The following is a 24,025-nucleotide window of genomic DNA, read 5'->3' as shown; positions in this document are numbered from 1 at the left end:
GTCACCCCCTCGACCTGCCTCTACCCCGGACACCCTGGACAAATAGTAGGACGTCCTAGCATCTCCATAGTAGGACGTCCTAGTATCTGAGTAGATGAGGTCCCCACAAGGGAGTGATCAGGAGTGCACGTTCCGGTACACCCAGTCCGCTTCGTGACCGCCGCGGCCCTGTTCGACGGGCACGACGCGGCGATCAACATCATGCGGCGAATCCTGCAGTCCCAGGGAGCCGAGGTGATCCACCTCGGGCACAACCGCTCGGTGGACGAGATCGTCGCGGCGGCCATCCAGGAGGACGTCCAGGGGGTGGCGATCAGCTCATACCAGGGCGGCCACGTGGAGTTCTTCTCCTACCTGGTGGACCTGCTGCGCGAGCGCGGCGCGGGGCACATCAAGGTGTACGGCGGCGGCGGGGGCGTGATCGTCCCCGAGGAGATCGAGCTGCTGCACTCGCGCGGCGTCACGCACATCTTCTCGCCCGAGGACGGCCAGCGGTACGGCCTGCCCGGCATGATCAACAAGCTGATCGAGGAGTGCGACGTCGAGCTGGGCGACCCCCCGTCGGTGGAGGCGGTGGTCTCCGGCGACCAGGCGGCGCTGGCCCGCGCGATCACGCTCATCGAGAGCGGCAGGACCATCGAGGGCCTGGCCACGGAGCGGCGCGCGCCGGTGCTCGGCATCACCGGCACAGGCGGCTCCGGCAAGTCCTCGCTCACCGACGAGCTGGTCCGCAGGTTCCGCGTGGACAACGACGACAAACTGCGCATCGCCATCATCGCCATCGACCCCACCCGCAGGCGTGGCGGCGGCGCGCTGCTCGGCGACCGCATCAGGATGAACAGCCTGGGCCCCCAGACCTACTTCCGCTCCCTGGCCACCAGGGGCGCGGCCAACGAGGTGCCCGCCTACCTCGACGAGGTGATCACCGCCTGCCGGGCCGCGGGCTACGACCTGGTGATCGTGGAGACGCCCGGCATCGGGCAGGGCGACGCGGGCATCGTGCCGCACGTGGACGTGCCGATCTACGTGATGACGCCCGAGTTCGGGGCCGCCTCCCAGCTCGAGAAGATCGACATGCTCGACTTCGCCGAGGCCGTGGTGATCAACAAGTATGAGCGGCGCGGCGCCGAGGACGCCCTGCGTGACGTGCGCCGCCAGCTCGTACGCAACCGCGAGGCGTTCGGCGTCTCGCCCGACGAGATGCCGGTCTTCGGCACCATCGCCGCCCGCTACAACGACTCCGGCGTCACCGCCCTCTACCAGCACCTCAAGCCCCTCCTGCCGACCGGGGAGAGCCCCGGGCTGCTGCCGCTCGTCGAGGGCCGCGCCTCGCAGGCGTCGGCGGCCATCGTCCCGCCCGCCAGGCAGCGCTACCTGGCCGACATCGCCGAGACCGTGCGCGGCTACCACGAGGAGACGCTCGCCCAGGCCGAGGTGGCCCGCCGCCGTCAGCAGCTCGCCGCGGTGCGCGACCTGCTGAGCGAGGCCGGCGCGGAGGCGGCCGAGCGGGCCGAGCGGGAGCTGTCCGAGGAGAGCCGCGCGCTGCTGGACGGCTGGCCCGCGGTCAAGCAGCGTTACACCGCCGACGAGCTGGTGGTGAAGGTGCGCGACCGCGAGATCCACACCCCGCTCTGGCGCGAGACGTTGTCCGGCAACCGGATCCCGAGGGTGGCCCTGCCGCGCTACCACGACCACGGGGACCTGCTGCGGTTCCTGCGCGGCGAGAATCTTCCGGGAACGTTCCCGTTCACCGCCGGCGTGTTCTCGTTCAAGCGCGACGACGAGGACCCGACTCGGATGTTCGCGGGCGAGGGCGACCCGTTCCGTACGAACAGGCGCTTCAAGCTGCTGTCCGAGGGCCAGCCCGCGACGAGGTTGTCCACGGCGTTCGACTCGGTGACCTTGTACGGCCACGACCCCGACCTGCGCCCCGACATTTACGGAAAAGTCGGGACCTCGGGGGTCTCCATCGCGACGCTCGACGACATGAAGGTGCTCTACGACGGGTTCGACCTGGCGGCGCCCAACACGTCGGTGTCCATGACGATCAACGGCCCGGCCCCCACGATCCTGGCCTTCTACCTCAACGCCGCCATAGACCAGGCCAGAGACCGCTTCCGCGGCGAGCACGGCCGCGACCCGGACGAGAGCGAGGACCGTGACCTGCGCGCCCGCACGCTCACCACGGTCAGGGGCACGGTGCAGGCCGACATCCTCAAGGAGGACCAGGGGCAGAACACCTGCATCTTCTCCACCGAGTTCTCCTTGAGGATGATGGCCGACATCCAGGAGTGGTTCATCCGCAACAGCGTCAGGAACTTCTACTCGGTCTCGATCTCCGGCTACCACATCGCCGAGGCCGGGGCCAACCCGATCAGCCAGCTCGCCTTCACGCTGGCCAACGGTTTCACCTACGTGGAGGCGTACCTGGCCAGGGGCATGAACATCGACGACTTCGCCCCGAACCTGTCGTTCTTCTTCTCCAACGGCATGGACCCCGAGTACAGCGTGCTCGGCCGCGTCGCCCGCCGCATCTGGGCCGTGTCGATGCGCGAGCGCTACGGCGCGGGCGAGCGCTCGCAGAAGCTGAAGTACCACATCCAGACCTCGGGCCGCTCCCTGCACGCCCAGGAGATGAACTTCAACGACATCCGCACCACCCTGCAGGCCCTGATCGCCGTCTACGACAACTGCAACAGCCTGCACACCAACGCCTTCGACGAGGCCGTGACCACCCCGTCGGCCGACTCGGTGCGCCGGGCCATGGCCATCCAGCTCATCATCAACCGCGAATGGGGCCTGGCCAGGAACGAGAACCCGCTGCAGGGCGCGTTCATCATCGAGGAGCTGACGGACCTGGTGGAGGAGGCGGTGCTGGGCGAGTTCGAGCGGCTGTCCGACCGGGGCGGCGTCCTCGGCGCGATGGAGACCGGCTACCAGCGCGGCAAGATCCAGGACGAGTCCATGCTGTACGAGATGCGCAAACACGACGGCTCGCTGCCCATCGTCGGCGTGAACACGTTCACGAAGGACACCGGCGAGCCCGAGCCGCACAAGCTGGAGCTGGCCAGGGGCACCGAGGAGGAGAAGCGCTCCCAGCTCGACCGGCTGCGCGGCTTCCACGAGCGCAACCGCTCCGAGGCGCCCGCCCAGCTCGCCAGGCTGCGCGAGGTGGCGATGTCGGAGGGCAACGCGTTCGAGGTGCTGATGGAGGCGGCCCGCGTCTGCTCGCTCGGCCAGATCACCGACGCCCTCTTCGAGGCGGGCGGCCAATACCGGCGCAACGTCTGAGGCCGCCGCTGGCGGGGATGTGCCAGGGCGGGTATTCGCCAGCCTGACGACCTTCCGGAAGGATCGCCGGAAGGGTGCAATCCAGACATGCCCCTCACATCCTCCGCCGGCAGGCTGACCGGTGTGCTCGCCGTCGCGTTAGCGGCGACGGGCCTGGCCGTCCCCGCGACGGCGTACGCGGACACCTCCAAGGAACCCGCGCAGAAGTCCCAAGAGACGGAGATCACCCTCATCACCGGCGACCGGGTCCATTACGTGGACGGACCCGGCGACCAGGACACCGTCAGGGTGGACCGGCCATCGGGCGCCCCGGGCGGCGTCCAGTTCCAGCAGTCGGGCGGCGATCTCTACGTGCTGCCCGACGAGGCGGTGCCGCTGATCGCCGCCGAACGGCTCGACCGGCGGCTGTTCAACATCAGCGGCCTGGCCGAGATGGGTTATCAGGGCAGCCCGCCGGTGATCGTCTCCTACGAGGGCGCGACGCCGCGCTCGATGACCGGCGCCCAGGTCGTACGCGCGCTGCCCAGCGTCAAGGGCGCGGCGCTGCAGGTCGGCGCGGACCCGCGCGCGTTCTGGAACACGATCGGCACGGCGAGGTCAGGCCCGGCCAAGGTCTGGCTGGACGCCAAGGCCAGGGTCGCGCTGAAGGAGAGCGTGCCGCAGGTCGGCGCGCCGAAGGCGTGGGCGGCCGGGTTCGACGGCACCGGCGTCAAGGTCGCCGTGCTGGACACCGGCGTGGACGACACGCATCCCGACCTCAAGGGCCGCATCGCCGAGTCCACCAGCTTCGTGCCCGGCGAGGAGGTCAAGGACGTCAACGGCCACGGCACCCACGTCGCCTCCACGGTCGCGGGCACCGGCGCGGCGTCGAACGGCGACAACAAGGGCGTCGCGCCCGGCGCCCAACTGCTGGTCGGCAAGGTGCTCGGCGACGACGGGTACGGCCAGGACTCGTGGATCATCGCGGGCATGGAGTGGGCGGCGGCCAGGGCCAAGGTCGTCAGCATGAGCCTGGGCAGCAACGTCCCCGACGGCGGCTCGGACCCGATGGCCCAGGCCGTGGACACCCTGTCCAAGCAGCACGGGGCCCTGTTCGTGATCGCGGCGGGCAACAGCTACGGCGAGGGCACGATCGGCGCGCCCGGCTCGGCCGCCTCCGCGCTGACCGTGGGCGCGGTGGACAAGTCGGACGAGCGGGCCGAGTTCTCCAGCATGGGGCCGCTGTACAAGTCCTACGGGCTCAAGCCGGACATCTCCGCTCCCGGCGTGGGGATCAACGCGGCGCATTCGTCGTACAACACCCAGGCGCAGGGGCCGTACTGGAAGCTGAACGGCACCTCCATGGCCACCCCGCACGTCGCGGGCGCGGCGGCCATCCTGGTGCAGCGGCATCCCGGCTGGAGCGGGCAGCAGCTCAAGGACGCGCTGATGAGCTCGGCCAAGGCGCTGCCGTACGCGCCGTTCCAGCAGGGGACCGGGCGGCTCGACGTGGCCGCCGCCGTCAACGCCACGGTCACCGCGACGGGTTCGGTGCCCACGGCGTTCTACGACTGGCCGCACGCCGACGGCGACCCCAAGACGGACCGGACGATCGCCTACCACAACGACGGCGACGCCGACGTGCTGCTCGACCTGGCGGTCACCGACGCGGCAACGCTGTCCGCGCCGAAGGTCACCGTGCCCGCCCACGGCAGCGCCGAGGTCACGCTGAGCATCGACCCCGCGAAGCTGGCCGCCGGCACCACGGTCTCCGGCCTGGTGACCGCCACGTCGGGGGAGACGGCCGTGCGCACGGCGTTCGGCGCGGTCAAGGAGCGCGAGCTGTACGACCTGACGCTGAAGCTGCGCGACCGCGACGGCAAGGCGGCCTCCGGACGCGTGGTGCTGGCCGGGTTCGACGGCAGCATGGCGCCCTACGACGTGGAGGGCGAGCGCACGCTGCGCCTGCCGCCGGACACCTACATGGCGTTCTCGCTGCTGGAGGTGAAGGGCGAGCGCGCCGACGCGCGCGGCATGGCGCTGCTGGTCGACCCCGAGACCGTGCTCGACGGCGCCAAGGAGATCGTGCTCGACGCGAGCGAGGCCAGGCCGGTCAGTGTCAGCACGCCCAAGCGCGCCGAGCGGCGGCAGACACAACTCGACTTCGCCAGGACCGTGCCGGGTCAGCAGGACCCGATCAGGCTCGGGTACATGCTGCCCATCTGGTACGACAGCGTCTACGTCTCGCCCACCGAGAAGGTGACCAAGGGCTCGTTCGACTACCTGACCCGCTGGCGGATGGGCGAACCCCGGCTCACCCTCGACGTGCCAGGACACGGCGACCTGATCACCACCGTCCAGGGCGGCGCCACCCTCACCGACGGCCGCTCGCTGCTGCGCACGGTGAGCGCGGGCAAGGGGGCGGCGCAGGACTACCAGGGCGTGGACGCCAAGGGCAAGGCCGTGATCGTCACCCGCAGCGCCGAGGTCCCCGCCCAGGAGCGGGCCCAGCAGGCCATCGCGGCCGGGGCGAAGCTGCTGGTCGTGGTCAACGACCAGCCGGGCCGCTTGTACGAGTTCTACGGCGACGCCCTGCCGATCCCGATCGTCCTGATCACCCGCGACGCCGCGGCCGGGCTGGCGGGCAAGCTCGCCGTGGTCGAGCAGAAGACCTACGCCTCCTACCTGTACGACCTGGTGGACCTGCACAAGGGCGCCGTCCCCGACCGCGACCTGTCCTACCGTGCCCGCGACCTCGCCCAGGTCCGCGGCGTCTACCGCGGCGCCGCCAGCGGCCAGGAGGGTGGCGGCTTCCGCTACAACCTCGTGGACGGCTGGGGTCCGGCCATCGGCTTCCAGGAACGCGAGTACTTCCCCGACGAGCGCACCGAATGGGTCACCACCGGGCAGGGTTACCGCTGGTACGAGAACCACTTCATCGGCGGTGACGACGACTGGGAGATGCGGCAGAAGCCGCAGACCTACCGGGCGGGGCAGCGGGTCACGCACGAGTGGTTCGCGCCGGTGGTCAGGCCGCGGCTCAGCACCGAGTACTGGGGGCCGTTCCGCGACACGGGCAACGGCATGCAGTTCAACATCCCGCCGCTGGCCGACGGCACGCCGGGGCACTCCGGCGGGGGCGGCGACGAGTACGCGAACATGTCCATCGCGCTCTACCAGGGCGACAAGCTGCTCAGGAAGTCGGCGGGCCGCGCGCTGGCGGTCTGGGACGGGCTGCCCGAGGAGGCGGCGCCGTACCGGGTCACGCTGGACGTGAACAGGAACGCCGCCACGTGGCGCACCTCGACCCGCACCCACACCGAATGGGGCTTCGTGTCGGCCCCGGTGGATCCGGACGGGCCCTGGCAGGTGGACATCCCGATGATGCAGCTCGACTACGACGTCAAGGTGCTCGGGCCGCTGGTCAAGCTCGGGTTGTCGGCGACCACGCAGGAGTGGCTGGACGCGCCGAGCAGGGCGGGCAAGGCGACGCTGTCGGTCTCCTACGACGACGGCGGGACGTGGAAACCCGCGCCGCTCGTACCGGACGGCAAGGGCAGGTGGACCACGCTCGTCCGCGCGGGAAACCTCTCCCTCAAGGCCACCGCCTCCGACACCAAGGGGAACACGGTGAGCCAAGAGATCATCCGAGCCCTCGTTAGCTAAATAACAGTGCAGGTACGATTCGGGGCCGAAGACGGCTATGTCGTCTTTGGCCCCATTTTCTCTCCCATACTGGTCGGCGTTTCGACCGAGGAGAGGGGCACCGTGCTGGAGGCGCTGGGTCTCAAGGCGAGCGAGGAGGCCACCTACCGCTCCCTGATCGCCACGCCCGCCGCCACCGCCGACCTCGCCACGGCCCTCTCCCGCACGCCCGCCTCGGTCGAGGAGGACCTCACCACGCTGATCGGCCGCGGCCTCGTCTCCCGCCTCACGGGCACCCCCGTCCGGTACGCCGCCGCCCCGCCCTCCGTCGCCCTCGGCGGCCTGCTCACCGCTCGCAGAGAGGAGCTCCGCACGGCGGAACTGGCCATCGTGGCACTGGCAGAACAGCACAGAATGGCCGCAACCGACCGCGCCGCCGGTGACCTGATCGAGGTCGTGACCGGCGTGGAGGCGGTACGCCAGCGCTTCCTGCAGATCCAGTGGGCCGCCCGCGAACGCGTCCGCTCCTTCTCCACGGCGCCCTTCGTGGCGGTGCCGCCCAGCGACAACACCGCCGAGGACCGGGGGGTCGATCGCGGCATCGAGTATCAGGTGGTGATCGAGCGCGACGTCCTCACCACGCCCGGCGTGGCCGCGGGCACCATCGACTCCATCCGCAAGGGCGTGCAGGTCAGAGTGGCCGACAAGCTGCCCATCAAGCTCATGATGGCCGACGCCGAACTCGCCCTGGTCCCGCTCGCCACCGAGCCCGGCGGCGAGCCCGCGGCCGTCCTCCTGCACCGCAGCGGGCTGCTGGCCGGGGTCGAGGCGCTGTTCGAGGCGGTGTGGCAGCGGTCCTATCCGCTGCGCGCCGACGCGCTGGGGGTGCTGGAGGAGGAGCGGGAGGGGGTGATCAGCGAGCTGGACAGGAAGATCCTCGCGCTCCTGCTGGCCGGACTGACCGACGAGGCCGTGGCCGGGCAGCTCGACCTGTCACTGCGTACGCTCCAGCGGCGGCTGCGGGCGCTCATGGACCTCGCGGGGGCGCGTACGCGGGTCCAGCTCGGCTGGCACGCCGCCCGCAACAACTGGGCCTGACCCACACCGGCAGATCCCCACGCGCAGCCCCCCGAGATCCCGCACACCCCACCACACCCGCACGCCGGACCCGGACGCCACACCCGGACCCGCATGCCGCGACCGGGTCGCATGAGTGCCGCCGATAGGATCGCGGTCTTGGGGAACATCGTTATCAGGAGGCTCACATGTCCGACGTCACCTTCAAGGGCAACCCGATCACCGTGGCCGGCACCTTCCCGAAGGCCGGCGACACCGCCCCCGCGTTCCGCCTGGTGGGCACTGACCTGGCCGAGCGCACGCTCGACGACTTCGGCCAGAAGACCAAGGTGCTCAACATCTTCCCGAGCCTCGACACCGGCGTCTGCGCCGCTTCGGTGCGCCGCTTCAACCAGGTGGCCGCCGACCACCCCGACGTGGCCGTGCTCTGCGTCTCGGCGGACCTGCCGTTCGCGCAGAAGCGCTTCTGCGGCGCCGAGGGGCTCGAGAACGTGACCACGCTCTCGCTCATGCGCGGCCGTGAGTTCCTCGCCGACTACGGCGTGGCACAGGAGTCCGGGCCGCTGGCGGGCCTGGCCGCGCGGGCGGTCGTGGTGCTCGACGGCGACAACAAGGTGATCTACTCCGAGCTGGTCCCGGAGATCACGCAGGAGCCCGACTACGACGGCGCCCTGGCCACCCTCAAGTAACCGGCCGCCCTCAAGTAACCCGATCGAGCAGGCCGCACGCTCAGGGCCGCCGCACGCTCAGGCCCGCCGCACGCTCAGGGCCGCCTCGCGGTCAGGTGAGTCGCGCGGTCAGGTGAGTCGTGCGGTCAGGTCGTCCTTGAACGCTTCGGCCAGCTCCAACAGGTGCCGGTCGTCCGTGGCGGTGTGCTGGAGGTCCAGGATGACCTCGTGGACCCCGGCCTCCGCCGCGGTGGCCAGGTAGGCGCAGATCTCGGCGACCGTGCCGCTTCTCGGCGGAGTGCCCCGGTCGGTGACGATCGGGTTGGCGCGCAGGATCATGCGCAACGCCCCGGGATCGCGATCGGCCTCCTCCGCGCTGCGGCACACGGTCCGCCACATGGACGTGAGCGCGGGGATCGGCAGCGTGGCCGGCAACCAACCGTCGGCCCTGCGCCCGACGCGGCGCAGCGCGGCCTCGGCGAACCCGCCCAGCAGGAGCGGCGGGCGACGGACCGGCTTGGGCTCGATGTGGCTGGGCGCGATCGTCCACAGGTCGTGCTCGAACGAGACCGGATCGCTGGTCCAGATGGCCTCCAGCGCGTCAAGGGTGGCTTCGTACCGCCGCGCCCGGTCCTTCCACGGCACACCGGCGGCGGCGTACTCGTCGGAGGACCAGCCCAGCCCGAGACCCACCTCCAGCCGCCCGCCGCTGAGGTGGTCGATCGTGGCGAGCGAGCGGGCCAGGACCACCGGCGGATACCAGCAGGCATTGAGCGCGCTCGTGCCCAGCCGTGCGGTCGAGGTCGCCGACGCGGCCACCGACAACACCGCGAACGGGTCGAGGAACACCCGATGCGCCTCCGGAATGCTCCCGTCACCGCCCGGATAACGATCCTTCGGCCGCAACGGCGTCAGCAGCCGGTCACCGGCCCACAGGCTGTGAAAGCCCATCGACTCGGCCTCCGCCGCCACCCGGAGCACACTGGACAGCCCTGCGAACCTGCCGTACTGCGGTACGGCCAGACCGATCTTCACCCTTCAGCCCTCCCGTTCGAGGTACGGCACGCCCCTTCAGTCCTTCCTGCCCACGCCGCACAGGATGAGCGAGGACTCGGGGCCGTCGCGGAAGTCGATGAGGTCGGCCTGCTCGGGATGCCACTCGGGCAGCCAGACCAGGCCGGGGTCCACCAGCTCGAACCCCTGGAACAGCTCCATGATCCTTTCACGGCCGCGCAAGATGAGGGGAGAGCCGGCGCTCCGGTAGACCTCGGTGGCTCGATCGACGGCCGCGGCCCGGGCGTCGCCGGTGCCGTGGGACATGGCCAGGTAGCTGCCGGGGGCCAGGGCGTCGCGCAGGCTCGCCATGATCTCGTCGGGACGCTCGGCCTCGGCGACGAAGTGCATGACCGCCACCAGCAGCACACCCACCGGCCGGTCGAAGTCGATCGCCCGTGACACGTCGGGGTCCTTCAGGATGGCGTCGGGTTCGCGCAGGTCGCCGTCGACCACGGTCGTGCCGCCCTGCCCGGCCGGCAACGCCCGGGCGTGCACCAGCACCACGGGATCCCGGTCGACGTAGACCACACTGGCGTCGGGGACGAGCTTCCCGGCCACCTCGTGCACGTTGCCCTGGGCGGGCAGGCCGGTGCCGATGTCGAGGAACTGCGTGATGCCGGCCTCGGCGAGGTGGCGCACCGCCCGGCCCAGGAACGCCCGGTTCGCCCGCGCCGCCGCGCGTAACTCGGGCGCCACCTTGAGGATCCGCTCCGCCGCCACGCGATCGGCGGGGAAGTGGTCCTTGCCGCCGAGGTAGTAGTTGTAGAGCCTGGCCACGTTGGGCGTATTGGGATCGAAGCCGAGTGACTCCCGCTCCAACCGTCGTCCCCCGATCACGAGTAAATGATCATTGCCTGGATTCTAAGGGCACCGACCGACAAATGATCACTGCTCGCTCCACCCCGACGGATGTGGCACGGTGGGATGGGTGGAGATCGTGGGTGCTGATGTGGACGACGCCGGCGTGCGGGTGCGGATCCCCGGGACTGTGCGGCGGGTCGTGTCGTTGGTGCCGTCGCTGACCGAGTCGGTGGCGGCGACCGTGCCGGAGGCGCTGGTCGGGGCGACCGACTGGTGCTCGCACCCGGCCGGCCTCGACGTGACCAGGGTCAGGGGCACCAAGAACCCCGACCTCGACGTGATCAGGCGGCTGGCACCCGATGTGGTGCTGGCCAACGCGGAGGAGAACCGGCGGGAAGACCTCCATGCGCTGCGCGAGTCGGGTGTCCCGGTCTGGGTGACGAAGATCGAGACGGTGGTGGAGGCGTTCGCGTCGCTGGAGCGGATGTTCGCGGTCGCGTGCCGTACGGAGCCGCCCGGTTGGCTGGAGGCGGCCAGGCAGGCGTGGCGGGCGCCGTTCGAGGGCCCGAGGCGGACGGCGATCGTGCCGATCTGGCGGCGACCGTGGATGGTGGTGGGCCGCGACACGTTCACGGGGGACGTGCTCAGGCGTCTCGGCGTGGACAACCTGTACGCGGACCACTCGGAGCGCTACCCCAGGATCCCGCTCGCCGAGCTCACGCAACGCCGGCCCGACCTCGTGGTGCTGCCCGACGAGCCGTACGCGTTCAGCGAGACGGACGGCCCGGAGTCGTTCAAAGGGTTCACCTGCGTGCCGGTCAGCGGGAGGCTGCTCACGTGGTACGGCCCCTCGCTCGTCCAGGCGCCGGCCCTCCTGCGCGGCGCCCTCGGCTGAGGGAGGTCAGCCGACGGCGGCGCCCTCGGCTGAGGGAGGTCAGCCGACGGCGGCGTCCACGGAGGCGGGGGAGAGCACGTGCTCCATGACGATCACCGCCATCCCCGTGATCCCCGCCCGATCGCCCAGCGAACTGGTGACGATCTCGAGGTTCCTGGTCGTGTACGGCAGGCTCCGCCGATAGACGATCTCCCTGATCCCGGTCAGATAGTGCTCCCTGGTCTGCGCCATGTCCCCGGCCAGCACCAGCACCCCGGGGTTGAGCAGGCTGACCGCCGTGGCCAGCACGACGCCCAGGGTGCGCCCGGCCTCCTGGACGCGGGCGATGGCCTCGGGGTCGCCCGCCTGCACGAGCCGTACCACGTCGCGGCTGGAGGACTGGCCCAGGTCGGTGGCCAGGGCGTGACCGCTGGCCAGGGAGGCGACGCAGCCGCGCGAGCCGCACGTGCAGACGCGGTCGTCGGTCTCGGTCAGGCGGACGTGCCCGATGTTTCCCGCGGCCTCCTCGACGCCGTGGTAGATCTGGCCGCCGAGGACGATGCCGGTCCCGATCCCGGTGGACACCTTGATGAGGATCAGCGAGTCGGTGTCGCGCCAGAACGACCACCATTCGCCCAGAGCCATCGCGTTGGCGTCGTTCTCCACCAGGATCGGCACGTCGTACGTCGAGCCGATCGCCTCACCCACCGGATGGTCGTCCCACCCGGGCATGAGGAACGACCTGATCACCCGCCCGGTGGTGTGGTCCACCGAGCCGGGCAGGTCGAGGCCGATCCCGCACACCTCAGAGGCCGGCCGGCCCGCCCGGTCCAGCAGGCGCTGGAACGCCTCCCGCACCCACGACAACACGGCGTCAGGCCCGAGTTCGATGCGCATCTCGGTGCGTTCCTCGGCCATCGGCCGGGCGGCCAGGTCGGTGAGCGCCACCCTGGCGTGGGTGGCGCCCAGGTCGGCCACCAGCATGAGGCGCCGGGTGGCGTCCACGTCGAGCACCGAGGGCGGTCGCCCGCCCCCGGAGGCGCCGACGCCTGATTCGTGGATGTAGCCGGCCTCGATGAGCCGGTCCACCCGGTCGGTGATGGTCGAGCGGGAAAGGCCGGTGTACTCGATCAGTTCCTTGCGGGTACGGCAGGAGCCATTGCGGATGAGCTGGAGGATCTGCCCTGCCGTCAGCATGGTCTATCCCTTCTCCGCTCCTGCGGTGAGGCCCTCCGTCAGCAGGCGTTCGCTGGCGAAGAACACGATCACGATGGGCAGCGTGAGCACCACCGACCCTGCCATCAGGACCGTCGTCGGGATCTCTATGCTCCCCGCCAGCTGAGAGAGCCCCAGGGAAACCGTCCAGTTCTCCCGCCTGTCCACCAGGAAGAGCAGGGCGAACAGGAACTCGTTCCATGCGATCATGAACGCGTAGAGGCCGGTGGCCATCAGCGCGGGCTTGGACAACGGCAGCACCACGCGCCAGATGGTCGACAACCTCGTGCATCCGTCGATCGCGGCCGCTTCCTCCACGCTTTGCGGCACGGTCTCGAAGTAGTTGCGCAGCATGTATACCGTGACGGGCACCGTTTGCGCGATATACACGAGGATCAATCCGACGAGAGAGCCCCGCAGCCCGATCATGGTGAAGAGCACGAACAGCGGGATGGCCAGCACGATCGCCGGGAACAGGTAGACGGCCAGGAACAGGAAGTGCACCTGCCGCCGGCCGAAGAAGCGCAGCCGCGCGACCGCGTACGCGCCGGGGATCGAGATCAGCAGCGTGACCACCACCGAGGCCACCGCGATGATCGCGCTGTTCTTGAGGAAGGTCAGGAAGCCCTGCCTGGTCAGCACGTTCACGTAGGTGTCGAAGGTGAAGCTGCGCGGCCAGAGCGAGCCCGGTTCCAGGATGAGCTCCTGGATGTCGCGTACCGACAACATCACCATGTAGAGGAACGGGAACGCGGTGATCACGAAGAGGAAGGCGATCACCAGCGGCTTGAGCACCTTGAGCAGGCCCCGCTCGAACCTATCTCTGCTCACGGTCACCTCCCGCGAAGAACCTCAGGTAAATGGCCAGGAAGACGACCAGGAAGACCGCCAGGACGATCGCCTGCGCCGCCGAGGCCCCGATGTCGTCGCGCGAGGTCAGGAAGTTGTAGACCCGCACGCTGATCACCTCGGTGCCGGCCCCGCCGCCGGTCAGCAGGTAGACGTCGTCGAACTTGGTGAAGGTGAACACGAAGCGCAGCACCGACAGCAGGGCGATGATGCGCCAGAGCTGCGGCATGATCACATACCGGAACCGCTGGGTGGGCGTGGCGCCGTCCACCACCGCGGCCTCGTCCAGCTCGGCCGGCAGCGCCTGCAGCCTGGCCAGGATGAACAGGAACGCGAACGGGAAATACCGCCACGCCTCGAACGCGATCACGGTGAACAGCGCCACCGGCACCTCGACGCCCAGGAACTCGCCCTTGGCCTGGGTGAGGAAGGCGATCGGCTCGCTCAGCCAGGTGTTGACGATGCCGTACTGCGGGTTGAGCATCGTCTCCCACAGGAACGCCACGGCCACCACCGGGGCCACGTACGGGATCAGGATCGAGGCCCTGACCAGCGTCCGCCCCTTGAACCTGTCCCGCAGCGCGAGCGCCGTCACCAGCCCGATCACGATCGACAACGCCGTCCCCGCGACGGTGTAGACGAGCGTGTTGACCAGTGAGGTCCAGAAGCCCGGCTCGGACATGACGTAGGAGAAGTTCTCCAGCGTGTAGTGCCCGAAGACGCCCACCCGCCGGATGTTGATCAGCCGCGCGTCCTGGAACGCCAGCATGATCGCCCACAGCAGCGGCAGCACCACGACGACCAGCGTGATGATCAGCGTCGGCGAGATGAGCGCGAGCCCGGCGCGCCCCTCCTGCTCCCGCAGCGTCCGCCCCCGCGTACGGTGCCGCGGCCTGGCGTGCGTAGCGGTCACTCTCGGATCCCGCGCTTGATCGACTCCACGTCGGCCTTGGCCTGCGCGGCGGCGGCCTGCGGGGTCAGCGAGCCGTCGACGATCATGCTCAGCGCCTTGGGCACGGGCAGTTCGCCCATCGTGGCGCCGACCAGCTTGCCCTGCCCCTGCGGGATGCCCCACCGGGCGAAGGTGTCGGGGCTCTTGCGCAGGGCTTCGAGCACGTCGGCCGGGTAGACCTCGGCCAGCGGCTTCTTGGTGTCCACCCCGGCGGGCAGCTTGTTCCACTTGTCCTCGAAGCCCTTGCGGGCCGGGAACTTGCCCTCCGGCGCCATCCCGATCCAGCGCTCGTAGCCCTCGTTCATCATGTACGAGACGAACTTGGCGGCCGGATCCGTGGCGGCGTCACGGGTGACCGCCCAGGAGACGATCTCCCCGTACTGTGCGGGAGCGCTCCCGTCGGGGCCCTTCAGCGCCGTGACCACGCCGGTGTTCTCGGCCAGCCACTCCGGGTCGGCGCGGCACTGGGCGCAACTCGGCAGCGCGTCCTTACGCAGCCCCGCCATCTCGTCGAGGATGAACGACGACCAGATCATCATGGCCGCCTTCCCCGAGAAGTACGTGGCCCGGGTGGAGTCGACGTCCTGCTTGCCCTTGACGGAGTAGTCCTTCGCGAGCTTCGCGTAGAACTCGAACGCTTTCACGCACTGCGGCGAGTCAAGGGCGACATTTCCGGAATTGTCGACTAGCTGGCACCCGTTCGCCAGCGCCACATGCTCGAAGCTCTGCGCGGTGAAGGAGTCCTTCGGCGCGATCGCGAGCGTGATGCCCGCCACCCCACCCGTGCTGAGCTTCGCGGCCGCCGCCTCCAGCGCCTCGTAGGTGTCCGGCGGCCGCAGCCCGGCCTTGTCGAACAGGTCCTTGCGATACAGGATGAGCTGCGCCCACCCGTCACTGGGCACCGCCAGCAACTTCCCGCCGGCGGTGTCGAGTTCCAGCGCCCGCGCCGAGAACGTGCCCCGGCCGAGCTGATCGACGATCTTGCCCGGCGTCTCGGTGTCGAGCAGGTCGTTGGCCTCCAGTTCGCGGATGGAGGCCAGCGGGAGCGCGCCGATCACGTCGGGCAGGTCGTCCGCCGCGGCCGCCGCGGTGACGGTCTGGCTGAACTGGTCCTCGGCCACGCCGACCAGCTTCACCTTGATCCCGGTCTTCTGGGTGAACTCGGCGACGATCGCGTTCTGCACGGCCATCCGGTCCTCGAGGTTCTCCTCGGTCCAGACCGTGATCTCGTTGGACGACTGCTGGCCACCGTCGTCACCGCAGGCCGCCAGTGAGACGGCGGCCAGCAGTGCGACGGAGAGGACGGCGGTTACCTTCGTCGGCATAGCACGCTCCTCTGCGTGGGGATACGCCGCCCTTACCCCGGCATGAGATGGCGCAACGTGCGGTAGGCGATACCGAGACCGGTCTGTACCCTCTCCGTGCTACCGCTCCACACGGGATCCTCATGCTCGACGGAGACCACCCCGTCGTAGCCGCCCTCGTAGAGCGCGTCGATCACCCGCGTCCAGTCCACCTGCCCGAGGCCGGGCACGCGGAAGCGGTACCAGCCCTTCTCCCCGCTGATCGGGCCGTAGTGGCCGTACCGGTCGATCTCGCCCGGCAGGATCTGCGTGTCCTTGGCCTGGACATGCGCGATATGCCGGATGTACGGGGTCAGCGCCGTCATCGGGTCGATCCCGAGCGCCACCAGGTGGGAAGGATCCCAGTTGAGCTTGAGCCCGAGCGTGAACATCCACTCCCACAACTCGGGGGAGTAGGCGAGATTGCCCGGATATCCATCTGGATGCCAGCTCTTCATCACGCAGTTCTCGATGACGATCTCGACGCCGCGCTGCCTGGCGTACTCGACGAGCGGCCCGAACACGTCGGTGGCCCGCTTGAGGTTGTCGAGGACCGGCAGACCGGGGTGGCGCCCCACGAACGTGCCGACCGTGGGGCAGCCGAGCGCGGCGGCGGCGTCGATGCACCGCCGCACGTGCGCGTTCACCTCTGCCCCTTCTTGAGGGTGAAGATTGTTCTCGTAGTACGCGATCGAGGAAAGCGTCAGTCCGCTCTCCGCGAAGATTCGTGCGATTCGATCGTGTTCGGCGTCATCGAAACGATCTACTCTGATGTGATTTCGGTCATCCGAAGATGGCCAGCCCGCGACTTCGAGGGCCTCGAACCCCTGGCTCGCCGCCCATCGCGCAATGTCGGTAAGGTCGCTTTCCGGAAGACACGCTGTCAGAAACCCCAATTTCATCAGTCACCTCCGACGGAAGTCGTAGACTTAAGAGTGTTACGAGCGCAACTATCGTGTGCAAACAAGCACTAAATCTTTGACTTTTGTTTGATCAAAAAGCGTAAGTGTGGGGAATGCGCGTCATCACCTTCGAAGAGCCAGGCAAAGTCCGCGTCAGCCTGGAGTCGCCCGCCGATCTCGTGGCGGGCTCAGTGCGGGTACGCACTCTCTACTCAGGAGTCTCAGCGGGCACAGAACTCACCGCCTATCGCGGGACCAATCCATATCTCAGTCGCAAATGGGACACCGAGCGCCGGCTCTTCGTCGAGGGCCAGACGCACGCCTATCCGCTGGCCGGATGGGGCTACCAGGAAGTGGGCGAGGTGGTGGAGGCCGCGCCCGATGTGGCCGACCCGCCCGTCGGCAGCCTGGTGTGGGGCATCTGGGGCCACCGCGCCGAGGCCGTCGTCCCGGCGGAGAAACTCGAGGGCCACGTCCTGCCGCCCGGCGCCGATCCGCTGACCGGCGTCTTCGCACGCGTGGGCGCCATCGCCCTCAACGCCGTGCACGCGGCCGACGTGCACCTCGGCGACCAGGTCGCCGTCTTCGGCCAGGGCGTCATCGGGCTGCTCGCCACCCGGCTGGCCGTGCTCAGCGGCGCCCGCGTGGTCGCCGCCGACGCCCTCGCCGACCGGCTGGCGCTGGCCAGGAGGTTCGGCGCCACCGAGGCGTTCGACGTGGCCTCCGGCTCCGTGGCCGAGTTCATGCGCAAGCGCATCGAGGGCGCCGACAGCGTCATCGAGCTGAGCGGCAGCCACGCCGGCCTGCACGAGGCCATCAGGACCGTACGCAAGGGCGGCCGGGTCGTGGCGGCCGGGTTCTACCAGGGCGACGGCATCGGGCTGCGACTCGGCGAGGAGTTCCACCACAACCAGGTCCAGCTCGTCTCCTCCCAGATCGGCGGCGTCGCCTCGTGGCTGGCCCACCGGTGGGACGTCGAGCGGATGCAGCGCACGTTCATGGAGCTCGTGCACCGCGGAGAGGTCGACGCGGGCGAGCTCATCAGCCACGTCATGCCCGTCGACCGGGCCGCCGACGCCTTCGACCTGCTCGACAAGCACCAGTCCGAGGTGCTTCAGCTCGTCTTCGAATTCAAGGAGTGAACAGTGAAGCTCGCTGTACAGGAGCAGCTTCTGCCCGGTCGCACACTGCAGGAGAAGTACGCGTTCGCGCTCGATGCCGGGTTCGACGCCATCGAGCTGCGCGGCAAAGGCGATTTCCACTTCGCGGGGCGGCTCACGGAGCTCAAGCGGGCGCTCGCCGACGGCGTGGTGATGCCGACGGTATGCGTGGACATGCCGCACTTCATCGGCGACTTCGACCCGGCCAAGCGCAAGGACGCCATCCAGCAGCTCAGGTCGCAGCTCACGGTGATCGCCGAGCTGGGCGGCATCGGCGTCATGACCCCCGCCTCCTGGGGCCAGTTCTCCCGGCGGCTGCCCCCGTTCGAGCCGCCGCGCAGCCCTGAGGAGGACCGCGAGGTGCTCGCCGAGGCGCTGGGCATCCTCGGCGAGCACGCGCACCGCAACGGCGTGCTGATCATGCTGGAGCCGCTCAACCGCTACGAGAACCACATGGTCAACACCCTGGCCGAGGCCGTCTCGTACTGCGCGATGGACTCCATCAGGATCGTCGGCGACACCTACCACATGAACATCGAGGAGGACGACCCCTGCCGCGCGCTGATCGACGCGGCCCCCTACATCGCGCACATGCAGATCAGCGAGTCCAACAGGAACCAGCCGGGCACCGGCCACCTCGACTGGGGCGCCCAGCTGGCCACGCTCGACGCCGTCGGCTTCGACGGCTACCTCGCCCTCGAGTGCCGCCTGCGCGGCGAGGCCGAGATCGTCCTCCCCCAGACCGCAGCCTTTGTCAGGAAATATCTATGATCCTTCGCGACGCCGTGCGCGTCCTGGTGAACAACTGGGACGGCTCGTACACGGTTCCCTCCCGTCGCCTCTACCCCCATCAGTGGAGCTGGGACTCCGCCTTCGTCGCGATCGGCAACGCCCGCTGGTCGCCGCGGAGGGCCAGGTCGGAGTTGCTGACCCTGTTCGGCGCCCAGTGGGGCGACGGCCGGGTGCCGCACATCGTGTTCAACCCGGAGGTGCCGGAAGGCGCCTACTTCCCCGGGCCCGGCTTCTGGCGGACGCGGGCCCCGTCCGGCGTCCAGACCTCCGGCATCATCCAGCCCCCGGTCCACGCGCTGGCCGCGTGGAAGACGCACCTGTCCGAACCCGATCCCGCCTTCCTGCGCCGGATCTACCCGCGGCTGGTGGCGCAGCAGGAGTTCCTGCGCAGGGAGAGGCGATCCCCCGAGGGGCTGATCTCGATCGTGCACCCCTGGGAGTCGGGCATGGACAACAGCCCGGCCTGGGACGTGCCGCTGCGGGAGGTGAAGACGGGCGCGGCCGGGTTCGTCCGCAGGGACCTGGAGACCGTCAGCGCCGACGAGCGGCCCACCGACCGCGACTACGAGCTCTACATCGGGCTGGCCAAGGCCTACCGCGAGTCCGGCTACCGCGAGCCTGGCGCGTTCCAGGTCGAGGATCCGCTGTTCAACGCCGCGTACGGGATGGCCGAGTCGACGCTGGCCCAGATCGCGGGCGTGTGCGGCCTGGACCCCGAGCCCCACGAGCGCGAGGCCGAGGCGATGACCCGCGCCATGGTCGGGCACCTCTTCGACGGGAGCCTCTTCCAGGCCCGCGACGCGCGCACCGGTGAGCTGATCCGCTCCAGCAGCGCGGCCGGGCTCACGCCGCTCATCCTGCCCGGCCTGCCGGCCGAGGTCGCCGACGCGCTGATCAGGACCGCTCTCGACCGGTTCGGGGTCAAGGACATGGTGTTGCCCAGCTACGCCACGGACGCGCCCGGATTCGACCCGGCCCGCTACTGGCGGGGACCGAGCTGGATCAACGTGAGCTGGCTCGTCTGGCACGGCCTCAGGGACCGCCGTCCCGACCTGGCCGGAGCGCTGGCCGACGCCATGATGCGCGCCGTGTCCCTGGCGGGCTTTCGCGAATACTTCAACCCGCTCACGGCACGCGGCCACGGCTGCCGGGATTTCAGCTGGTCAGCCGCCCTCATCCTCGACCTCGTCGCAGAGCACGGCCTGAACGCTGTGAAGCCGTCCGGCCGCGAGGTCGATGAGCAGGCGTGGGGCGTCAGGAAAGCCGACGACATCGGTGATCACGTGCTCGCGTAGCCCTCTTCCCCGCTCCCTGAGCAGGGCGATGGTCTCGTGGGAGAGCCGTTCGCGGTCCCAGGCGTGCGCCAGGCCGCGCGGCACTCGGCCGATCTGGGCGCAGCGCACGGTCAGCCCGTTGTGGTGGAACTCCTCGCCGAGGCGCACCTCCTGGGCGCCCTGGGTGTAGAAGGCCAGGTCCACCAGCGTGCCCTGGGGGCGCAGCAGCCGCAGCCCGAGCGCCAGCGCCCTGGCCTGGCCGCGGCACTGGAAGACGACGTCGGCGCCGCGGTCGGCCGGGCCGTGGCGCCAGCGGCGCTTCAGGTCCACCGCCGGGTCGTCGCCTGCGGCCAGCACGTTCGCGCCGAGCGCGGCGGCGATCTCCAGTCTGGCCGGGGTCTCGTCCACGACCACGACCTCGGCCGCGCCGCAGGACAGGGCGAAGCAGGCCGTCAGCAGCCCGACCACGCCGCCGCCGACGATCGCGACACGCCGTCCGCGCACGCCGTCGCCCAGGTGCCGCACGGCCGGTCCGTGCAGGTCGTGTGCGGCGTGCAGGAGGCCGTTGGCGCAGATCGGGCCCATGTGGGCGACGTAGATGCCGAGCATGGCGTCGAGGTCGTCGGGCAACTCCACGAACCTGTCGGTCATCGGGTCCGCCACGTACGCCGTGCGGTGCCCGTAGCACATGGCCACCAGCGCGCCCTCCGCGACGGCCCTCGTACGCGTCTCGACCACCAGGCCGACCTGCATGTAGCCGATCCCGCGCACCGGATAGGACACCGACGGCTCGCCCCCCATGAACAGGCCCAGCGCCGGGTCCCAGGTCGAGCCGAGGTAGGGATTGGTGCCCTTCACGTAGGTCAGCTCGGTCCCGGCCGACACCCCGCTGTAGGCGGTGGCCACCATGAACCCGCCGTCGGGGATGTCGGGCAGCTTCTCCTCGACCAGGCAGACCTCTCCCGGCCCCTCGATGCTGAGCAGGTCACTCATGGAGCATCACCGGTCTCCGTTCGGCGGCGGAACGCGCGAGCGCGAGCGCGAGGCGGTGGGTCCGCAGCGCCTCGGAATACGGTACGCGGACATCGGCCGGCCCGCCCCGCACAGCGTTGATGAACTCCCTGTCCACCCGCGTCTTCGCCTGCCCGTCGTCCTCGATCACCCGATCGCCGTCCACGAGCAGCCGGGTCTCGCTGAGCTCCAGCGCGATCCCGTCCGCGCACACCTCCAGGCCCACCCGGTGCTTGCGGGTGAGCAGGCAGGAGGTGGCCAGCAGCCCGGCCGCCCCGTCGGTGAAACGCATGACGGCGGACGTGGCCCGGTCCACCTCACCGTCGCCGGTGTCGTTTCCGGCGGGCACCGCGTGCACCATCTCCACCTCGCCCACCAGGAGCCGCGCCAGGTCCAGTACGTGGACCGCCTGCTCCACGATCTGGCCGCCGGACATGTGCCGGTTCAGCCACCAGGGGACCGGGGGGACCTTGTCCAGCCAGTGGCCGAGCGCGAGGCGTACCGGACGGTCGGCCAGCAGGTCACGGGCGTGTTCGACGATGTCGAGATAGCGCCAATGGTGACCGACCGCGGATGGCAGAGATCTTCGTTCAATTTCGGACGCGATCTTTTCTGCGGTTTGGAGATCTAGCGAAAGGGGTTTTTCCACAAAAATCGGGAGATTGCACGACAGAACATCATGTTCCGGGTTACCGTGCGCGAAAGGAGGCACACAGACGTAGACAGCGTCCAAACCGCCGGCACTGAGCAGGTCCGCATGGCCGCCATAGGCGGGGGTGCCATGCTTCGAGGCCAGCGCCTCGGCCCTGTGGGGATCTGTGTCGGCGATTCCAGCGATCGTGACATCGGGGAAGCCGGACAGGACGTCTGCATGGCGAGCGGCGACATTTCCGGCACCCACGATGCCGACACGGGTCATTGGGGACACAATCCGGCATATGCCACTTCTGGGCTGAATCAAACAAACATGTTCAGTGGCCTATAGATCGGGCAGAGGTCGGGATCTCATGAGATCGGGGCTGATGCGTGGAGACTGAAATGCGAGCCTTGGCCAAAGTCCAGGAGTGGTACGGCCCGCACTCGAGCACGGCAGCCGAGTGGCCGGTGGATGCCTTAATGATGGCCAAGGGGAATACCACGATAAGCGTGGTTCTGCCCGCTCGCGATGAAGAGAGCACAGTGGGCGATATCGTCACGGTCATTCGGCGGGACCTGGTCGAGCGCGTACCGCTCGTCGATGAGATCCTCGTCGTCGACTCCAACTCCACCGACTCCACCGCCGCACGGGCTCGGGAGGCCGGCGCACGGGTGGTGGCCCAGGACGAGGTGCTCTCCCAGCTCGAACCGCTCACGGGCAAGGGGGAGGCCCTGTGGAAGGGGCTGGCCGCGTGCAAGGGCGACATCGTCGTCTACATCGACGCGGACCTGCGCAGCTTCGGCGCCCACTACGTGTCGGGCCTGGTGGGGCCGCTGCTGGTGGACGGCGACACCCATTTCGTCAAGGCGACCTACGAACGACCGTACGTCGGCGCGGACGGCGTCACCCAGCGCGGTGGCGGCGGGCGCGTGACCGAGCTGGTGGCACGGCCGCTGCTCAACATGTTCTGGCCGGAACTCGCCGGTTTCGCCCAGCCGCTCGGCGGCGAGTACGCCGCCCGGCGTGACGTGCTCGAACAGGTGCCCTACGTCACCGAGTACGGAGTGGAGTTCGGCCTGCTCGTGGACCTGCTCCAGCTCGTCGGGCTGGACGCGATGGCGCAGGTGGATCTGGGGCACCGTACCCACACCCACCAGTCGATGGCCGCGCTCGGCCGGATGGCCGGGCAGATCATGCTCACCGCCTGGTCCCGCCTGGAGCGGCAGGGCCGCGTGCTGGCGGCGGAGCGGCCGGCGCACACACTGCTGCAGTTCGGGATCGAGGGGCAGGCCGACCTGGTGGACGTGGCCGTGGCGGAGCGACCTCCGCTCGCCTCCCTCCTACTGGAGGAGGACGTGGCATGAAAGTCCTGGTGAACGCGGGGCCGTGGCTGTCGGTGCCGCCCCCCGCCTACGGTGGGATCGAGAACGTGGTGGCCACACTCGTGCCCGCGCTGCGCGAGCGCGGCGTGCGCGTGGTGCTGGCCTCCGTCGGCACCAGCAAGCTGGAAGTCGACGAGCTGATCGTCACCTATGACGACGGCCAGTTCGCCGACCTGCAGAAGCCGTACAACCAGGTCATGGGCATCGCGCACGCCCACTTGTCGCGGGTGGTGGCCGAGCTGCGCGGGCGCGACGACATCGATCTCGTGCACGACCACGTGGAGGTCGTCGGACCCGCGGTGCTGTCGGCGTACGGGGGGCCGCCAGTCCTGCACACCCTGCACTGGGACCTGCACAAACACCCCGCCTTCTATAACGCGTTCCCGCCGTCGATCGCCGTCAACGGCGTCTCGGAGTCCCAGCTCGCCCGCGCCCCCCGAGCCCTGCGCGCCGCCGCGATCGGCGCCATCCACCTCGCCACCCCGCTCGCCGACCGCGACCTGCGCCCCTCCCGGGGTGAGCACATGGTGGTGATGGGCCGGATCTGCGGACTCAAGGGCCAGCACGTCGCGGCCAGGATCTGCCAGAAACTCGGCCTTCCGCTCGTGCTCGCCGGCCCGGTGAGCGGCCGCGACACCCCCGCCGAGCTGGACGTCGTCGCCCAGGACCCCGACCACCCGCTGCACAACCACCCGGACGTGCGCTACCACCTCGACCAGGTCTCCCCCTACCTCGACGGGGACCTGGTCCGGTGGGCCGGGACGGTGGGCGGCGCGGCCAGGGACGAGCTGTACGCCACGGCCCGCGCGGCCCTCTTCCCGATCCAGTGGGACGAGCCGGGCGGCACGGCCGTCGTGGAGGCCATGGCCCTCGGGGTCCCCCCGGTCGGCCTGCGGCGAGGCTGCCTCCCGGAGATCATCGACCACGGCCGCACGGGCTTCCTGGCCGACGGGGAGGAGGAACTGGCGGAGTGGGTGCTGCGGGTGGACGAACTGGACCCGGAGGAATGCCGCCGCGAGGCCCGCCGCCGCTTCTCACCGTCGGTGATGGCGGAGCGATACCTGGAACTGTACGAGCAGGTCGCGCGCGGCCACTTGGCGCGGACTTAACACAGGGG

General features: G+C 69.7%; 18 protein-coding genes and 1 pseudogene. 10 read left to right on the top strand and 9 right to left on the bottom strand.

The features are described from left to right. The first annotated feature begins 123 nt into the window (after positions 1–123). From icmF to tpx, 4 genes are all read left to right on the top strand, one after another. Entirely contained in the window at positions 124–3,291 is a 3,168-nt protein-coding gene (gene icmF / locus ACFPZ3_RS51975; RefSeq protein WP_379521864.1) for a fused isobutyryl-CoA mutase/GTPase IcmF, read from the top strand. Between the two features lie 87 nt (positions 3,292–3,378). Beyond that, positions 3,379–6,936, top strand: a complete 3,558-nt coding sequence (locus ACFPZ3_RS51970) for a S8 family serine peptidase (RefSeq protein WP_379521863.1) — start codon at positions 3,379–3,381, stop codon at positions 6,934–6,936. A 102-nt stretch (positions 6,937–7,038) separates the two neighbouring features. Continuing rightward, on the top strand, positions 7,039–8,013 hold the full coding sequence (locus ACFPZ3_RS51965) for a helix-turn-helix domain-containing protein (RefSeq protein ID WP_379521862.1): 975 nt from the start codon (positions 7,039–7,041) through the stop codon (positions 8,011–8,013). 167 nt (positions 8,014–8,180) lie between these two features. Beyond that, positions 8,181–8,681, top strand: coding sequence for a thiol peroxidase (gene tpx / locus ACFPZ3_RS51960; RefSeq protein ID WP_379521861.1), 501 nt, complete (start codon positions 8,181–8,183; stop codon positions 8,679–8,681). A 108-nt stretch (positions 8,682–8,789) separates the two neighbouring features. On the opposite strand, the gene ACFPZ3_RS51955 is transcribed toward tpx, so the two are convergent. Together ACFPZ3_RS51955 and ACFPZ3_RS51950 are read right to left on the bottom strand one after the other, a co-directional pair. Then, a complete protein-coding gene (locus ACFPZ3_RS51955; RefSeq protein ID WP_379521860.1) occupies positions 8,790–9,695 on the bottom strand; it encodes a TIGR03619 family F420-dependent LLM class oxidoreductase in 906 nt (301 codons plus the stop codon). A 36-nt stretch (positions 9,696–9,731) separates the two neighbouring features. After that, the gene (locus ACFPZ3_RS51950) at positions 9,732–10,553 is read right to left on the bottom strand and encodes an SAM-dependent methyltransferase (RefSeq protein WP_379521859.1); all 822 of its coding nucleotides are present in this window, start codon (positions 10,551–10,553) and stop codon (positions 9,732–9,734) included. A gap of 97 nt (positions 10,554–10,650) precedes the next feature. Here ACFPZ3_RS51950 and ACFPZ3_RS51945 point away from each other — a divergent pair, with 97 nt between their 5' ends. Beyond that, positions 10,651–11,412, top strand: a complete 762-nt coding sequence (locus ACFPZ3_RS51945) for a helical backbone metal receptor (RefSeq protein ID WP_379521888.1) — start codon at positions 10,651–10,653, stop codon at positions 11,410–11,412. Between the two features lie 39 nt (positions 11,413–11,451). Here the strand turns inward: ACFPZ3_RS51945 and ACFPZ3_RS51940 are convergent, their stop codons facing one another. The 5 genes from ACFPZ3_RS51940 to ACFPZ3_RS51920 are packed head-to-tail and all read right to left on the bottom strand — an operon-like array spanning position 11,452 to position 16,652. Beyond that, positions 11,452–12,588 carry an ROK family transcriptional regulator gene (locus ACFPZ3_RS51940; protein WP_379521858.1) on the bottom strand — a complete coding sequence of 379 codons (1,137 nt, stop codon included), beginning with the start codon at positions 12,586–12,588 and terminating at the stop codon, positions 11,452–11,454. 3 nt (positions 12,589–12,591) lie between these two features. Beyond that, on the bottom strand, positions 12,592–13,437 hold the full coding sequence (locus ACFPZ3_RS51935; protein WP_379521857.1) for a carbohydrate ABC transporter permease: 846 nt from the start codon (positions 13,435–13,437) through the stop codon (positions 12,592–12,594). After that, on the bottom strand, positions 13,424–14,368 hold the full coding sequence (locus tag ACFPZ3_RS51930) for a carbohydrate ABC transporter permease (RefSeq protein ID WP_379521856.1): 945 nt from the start codon (positions 14,366–14,368) through the stop codon (positions 13,424–13,426). The genes ACFPZ3_RS51935 and ACFPZ3_RS51930 overlap by 14 nt, the downstream gene beginning before the upstream one ends. Further along, positions 14,365–15,732, bottom strand: coding sequence for an ABC transporter substrate-binding protein (locus tag ACFPZ3_RS51925; RefSeq protein WP_379521855.1), 1,368 nt, complete (start codon positions 15,730–15,732; stop codon positions 14,365–14,367). Before ACFPZ3_RS51925 ends, ACFPZ3_RS51930 begins: the two co-directional genes overlap by 4 nt. A gap of 32 nt (positions 15,733–15,764) precedes the next feature. Beyond that, complete coding sequence (locus tag ACFPZ3_RS51920) at positions 15,765–16,652, bottom strand: sugar phosphate isomerase/epimerase family protein (RefSeq protein WP_379521854.1); 888 nt, start codon at positions 16,650–16,652, stop codon at positions 15,765–15,767. Between the two features lie 113 nt (positions 16,653–16,765). Here ACFPZ3_RS51920 and ACFPZ3_RS51915 point away from each other — a divergent pair, with 113 nt between their 5' ends. From ACFPZ3_RS51915 to ACFPZ3_RS51905, 3 genes and pseudogenes are all read left to right on the top strand, one after another. Beyond that, positions 16,766–17,794, top strand: coding sequence for a zinc-binding dehydrogenase (locus tag ACFPZ3_RS51915; RefSeq protein WP_379521853.1), 1,029 nt, complete (start codon positions 16,766–16,768; stop codon positions 17,792–17,794). A 3-nt stretch (positions 17,795–17,797) separates the two neighbouring features. Beyond that, the gene (locus ACFPZ3_RS51910; RefSeq protein ID WP_379521852.1) at positions 17,798–18,583 is read left to right on the top strand and encodes a sugar phosphate isomerase/epimerase family protein; all 786 of its coding nucleotides are present in this window, start codon (positions 17,798–17,800) and stop codon (positions 18,581–18,583) included. Further along, positions 18,580–19,758: pseudogene (locus tag ACFPZ3_RS51905) on the top strand (MGH1-like glycoside hydrolase domain-containing protein); the annotation flags it as partial. The gene ACFPZ3_RS51910 and the pseudogene ACFPZ3_RS51905, both read left to right, overlap by 4 nt. A 9-nt stretch (positions 19,759–19,767) precedes the next feature. Here ACFPZ3_RS51905 and ACFPZ3_RS51900 read toward each other — a convergent pair. Together ACFPZ3_RS51900 and ACFPZ3_RS51895 are read right to left on the bottom strand one after the other, a co-directional pair. Beyond that, a complete protein-coding gene (locus ACFPZ3_RS51900) occupies positions 19,768–20,871 on the bottom strand; it encodes a zinc-dependent alcohol dehydrogenase (protein WP_379521851.1) in 1,104 nt (367 codons plus the stop codon). After that, positions 20,864–21,808 (bottom strand): Gfo/Idh/MocA family protein, encoded by a 945-nt coding sequence (locus tag ACFPZ3_RS51895; RefSeq protein WP_379521850.1) that lies wholly within the window; start codon positions 21,806–21,808, stop codon positions 20,864–20,866. Before ACFPZ3_RS51895 ends, ACFPZ3_RS51900 begins: the two co-directional genes overlap by 8 nt. A gap of 119 nt (positions 21,809–21,927) precedes the next feature. Between ACFPZ3_RS51895 and ACFPZ3_RS51890 the strand changes: the two genes are divergently transcribed. Together ACFPZ3_RS51890 and ACFPZ3_RS51885 are read left to right on the top strand one after the other, a co-directional pair. Beyond that, the gene (locus tag ACFPZ3_RS51890; RefSeq protein ID WP_379521849.1) at positions 21,928–22,890 is read left to right on the top strand and encodes a glucosyl-3-phosphoglycerate synthase; all 963 of its coding nucleotides are present in this window, start codon (positions 21,928–21,930) and stop codon (positions 22,888–22,890) included. After that, on the top strand, positions 22,887–24,017 hold the full coding sequence (locus ACFPZ3_RS51885; RefSeq protein WP_379521848.1) for a glycosyltransferase: 1,131 nt from the start codon (positions 22,887–22,889) through the stop codon (positions 24,015–24,017). The genes ACFPZ3_RS51890 and ACFPZ3_RS51885 overlap by 4 nt, the downstream gene beginning before the upstream one ends. The last annotated feature ends 8 nt before the right edge of the window (positions 24,018–24,025 follow it).

The sequence above is a fragment of the Nonomuraea insulae genome, from assembly GCF_042656245.1.
Note: the sequence above shows the minus strand (reverse complement) of the source record. Positions and strands in the feature narration are given on the sequence as shown.

Coding starts and splice junctions, on each gene's coding strand:
- ACFPZ3_RS51920 (WP_379521854.1), bottom strand. CDS start 16,652: ATGAAATTGGGGTTTCTGACAGCGTGTCTTCCGGAAAGCGACCTTACC.
- ACFPZ3_RS51940 (WP_379521858.1), bottom strand. CDS start 12,588: ATGCTGACGGCAGGGCAGATCCTCCAGCTCATCCGCAATGGCTCCTGC.
- ACFPZ3_RS51900 (WP_379521851.1), bottom strand. CDS start 20,871: ATGAGTGACCTGCTCAGCATCGAGGGGCCGGGAGAGGTCTGCCTGGTC.
- tpx (WP_379521861.1), top strand. CDS start 8,181: ATGTCCGACGTCACCTTCAAGGGCAACCCGATCACCGTGGCCGGCACC.
- ACFPZ3_RS51895 (WP_379521850.1), bottom strand. CDS start 21,808: ATGACCCGTGTCGGCATCGTGGGTGCCGGAAATGTCGCCGCTCGCCAT.
- ACFPZ3_RS51915 (WP_379521853.1), top strand. CDS start 16,766: ATGCGCGTCATCACCTTCGAAGAGCCAGGCAAAGTCCGCGTCAGCCTG.
- ACFPZ3_RS51925 (WP_379521855.1), bottom strand. CDS start 15,732: ATGCCGACGAAGGTAACCGCCGTCCTCTCCGTCGCACTGCTGGCCGCC.
- ACFPZ3_RS51970 (WP_379521863.1), top strand. CDS start 3,379: ATGCCCCTCACATCCTCCGCCGGCAGGCTGACCGGTGTGCTCGCCGTC.
- ACFPZ3_RS51890 (WP_379521849.1), top strand. CDS start 21,928: ATGCGAGCCTTGGCCAAAGTCCAGGAGTGGTACGGCCCGCACTCGAGC.
- ACFPZ3_RS51885 (WP_379521848.1), top strand. CDS start 22,887: ATGAAAGTCCTGGTGAACGCGGGGCCGTGGCTGTCGGTGCCGCCCCCC.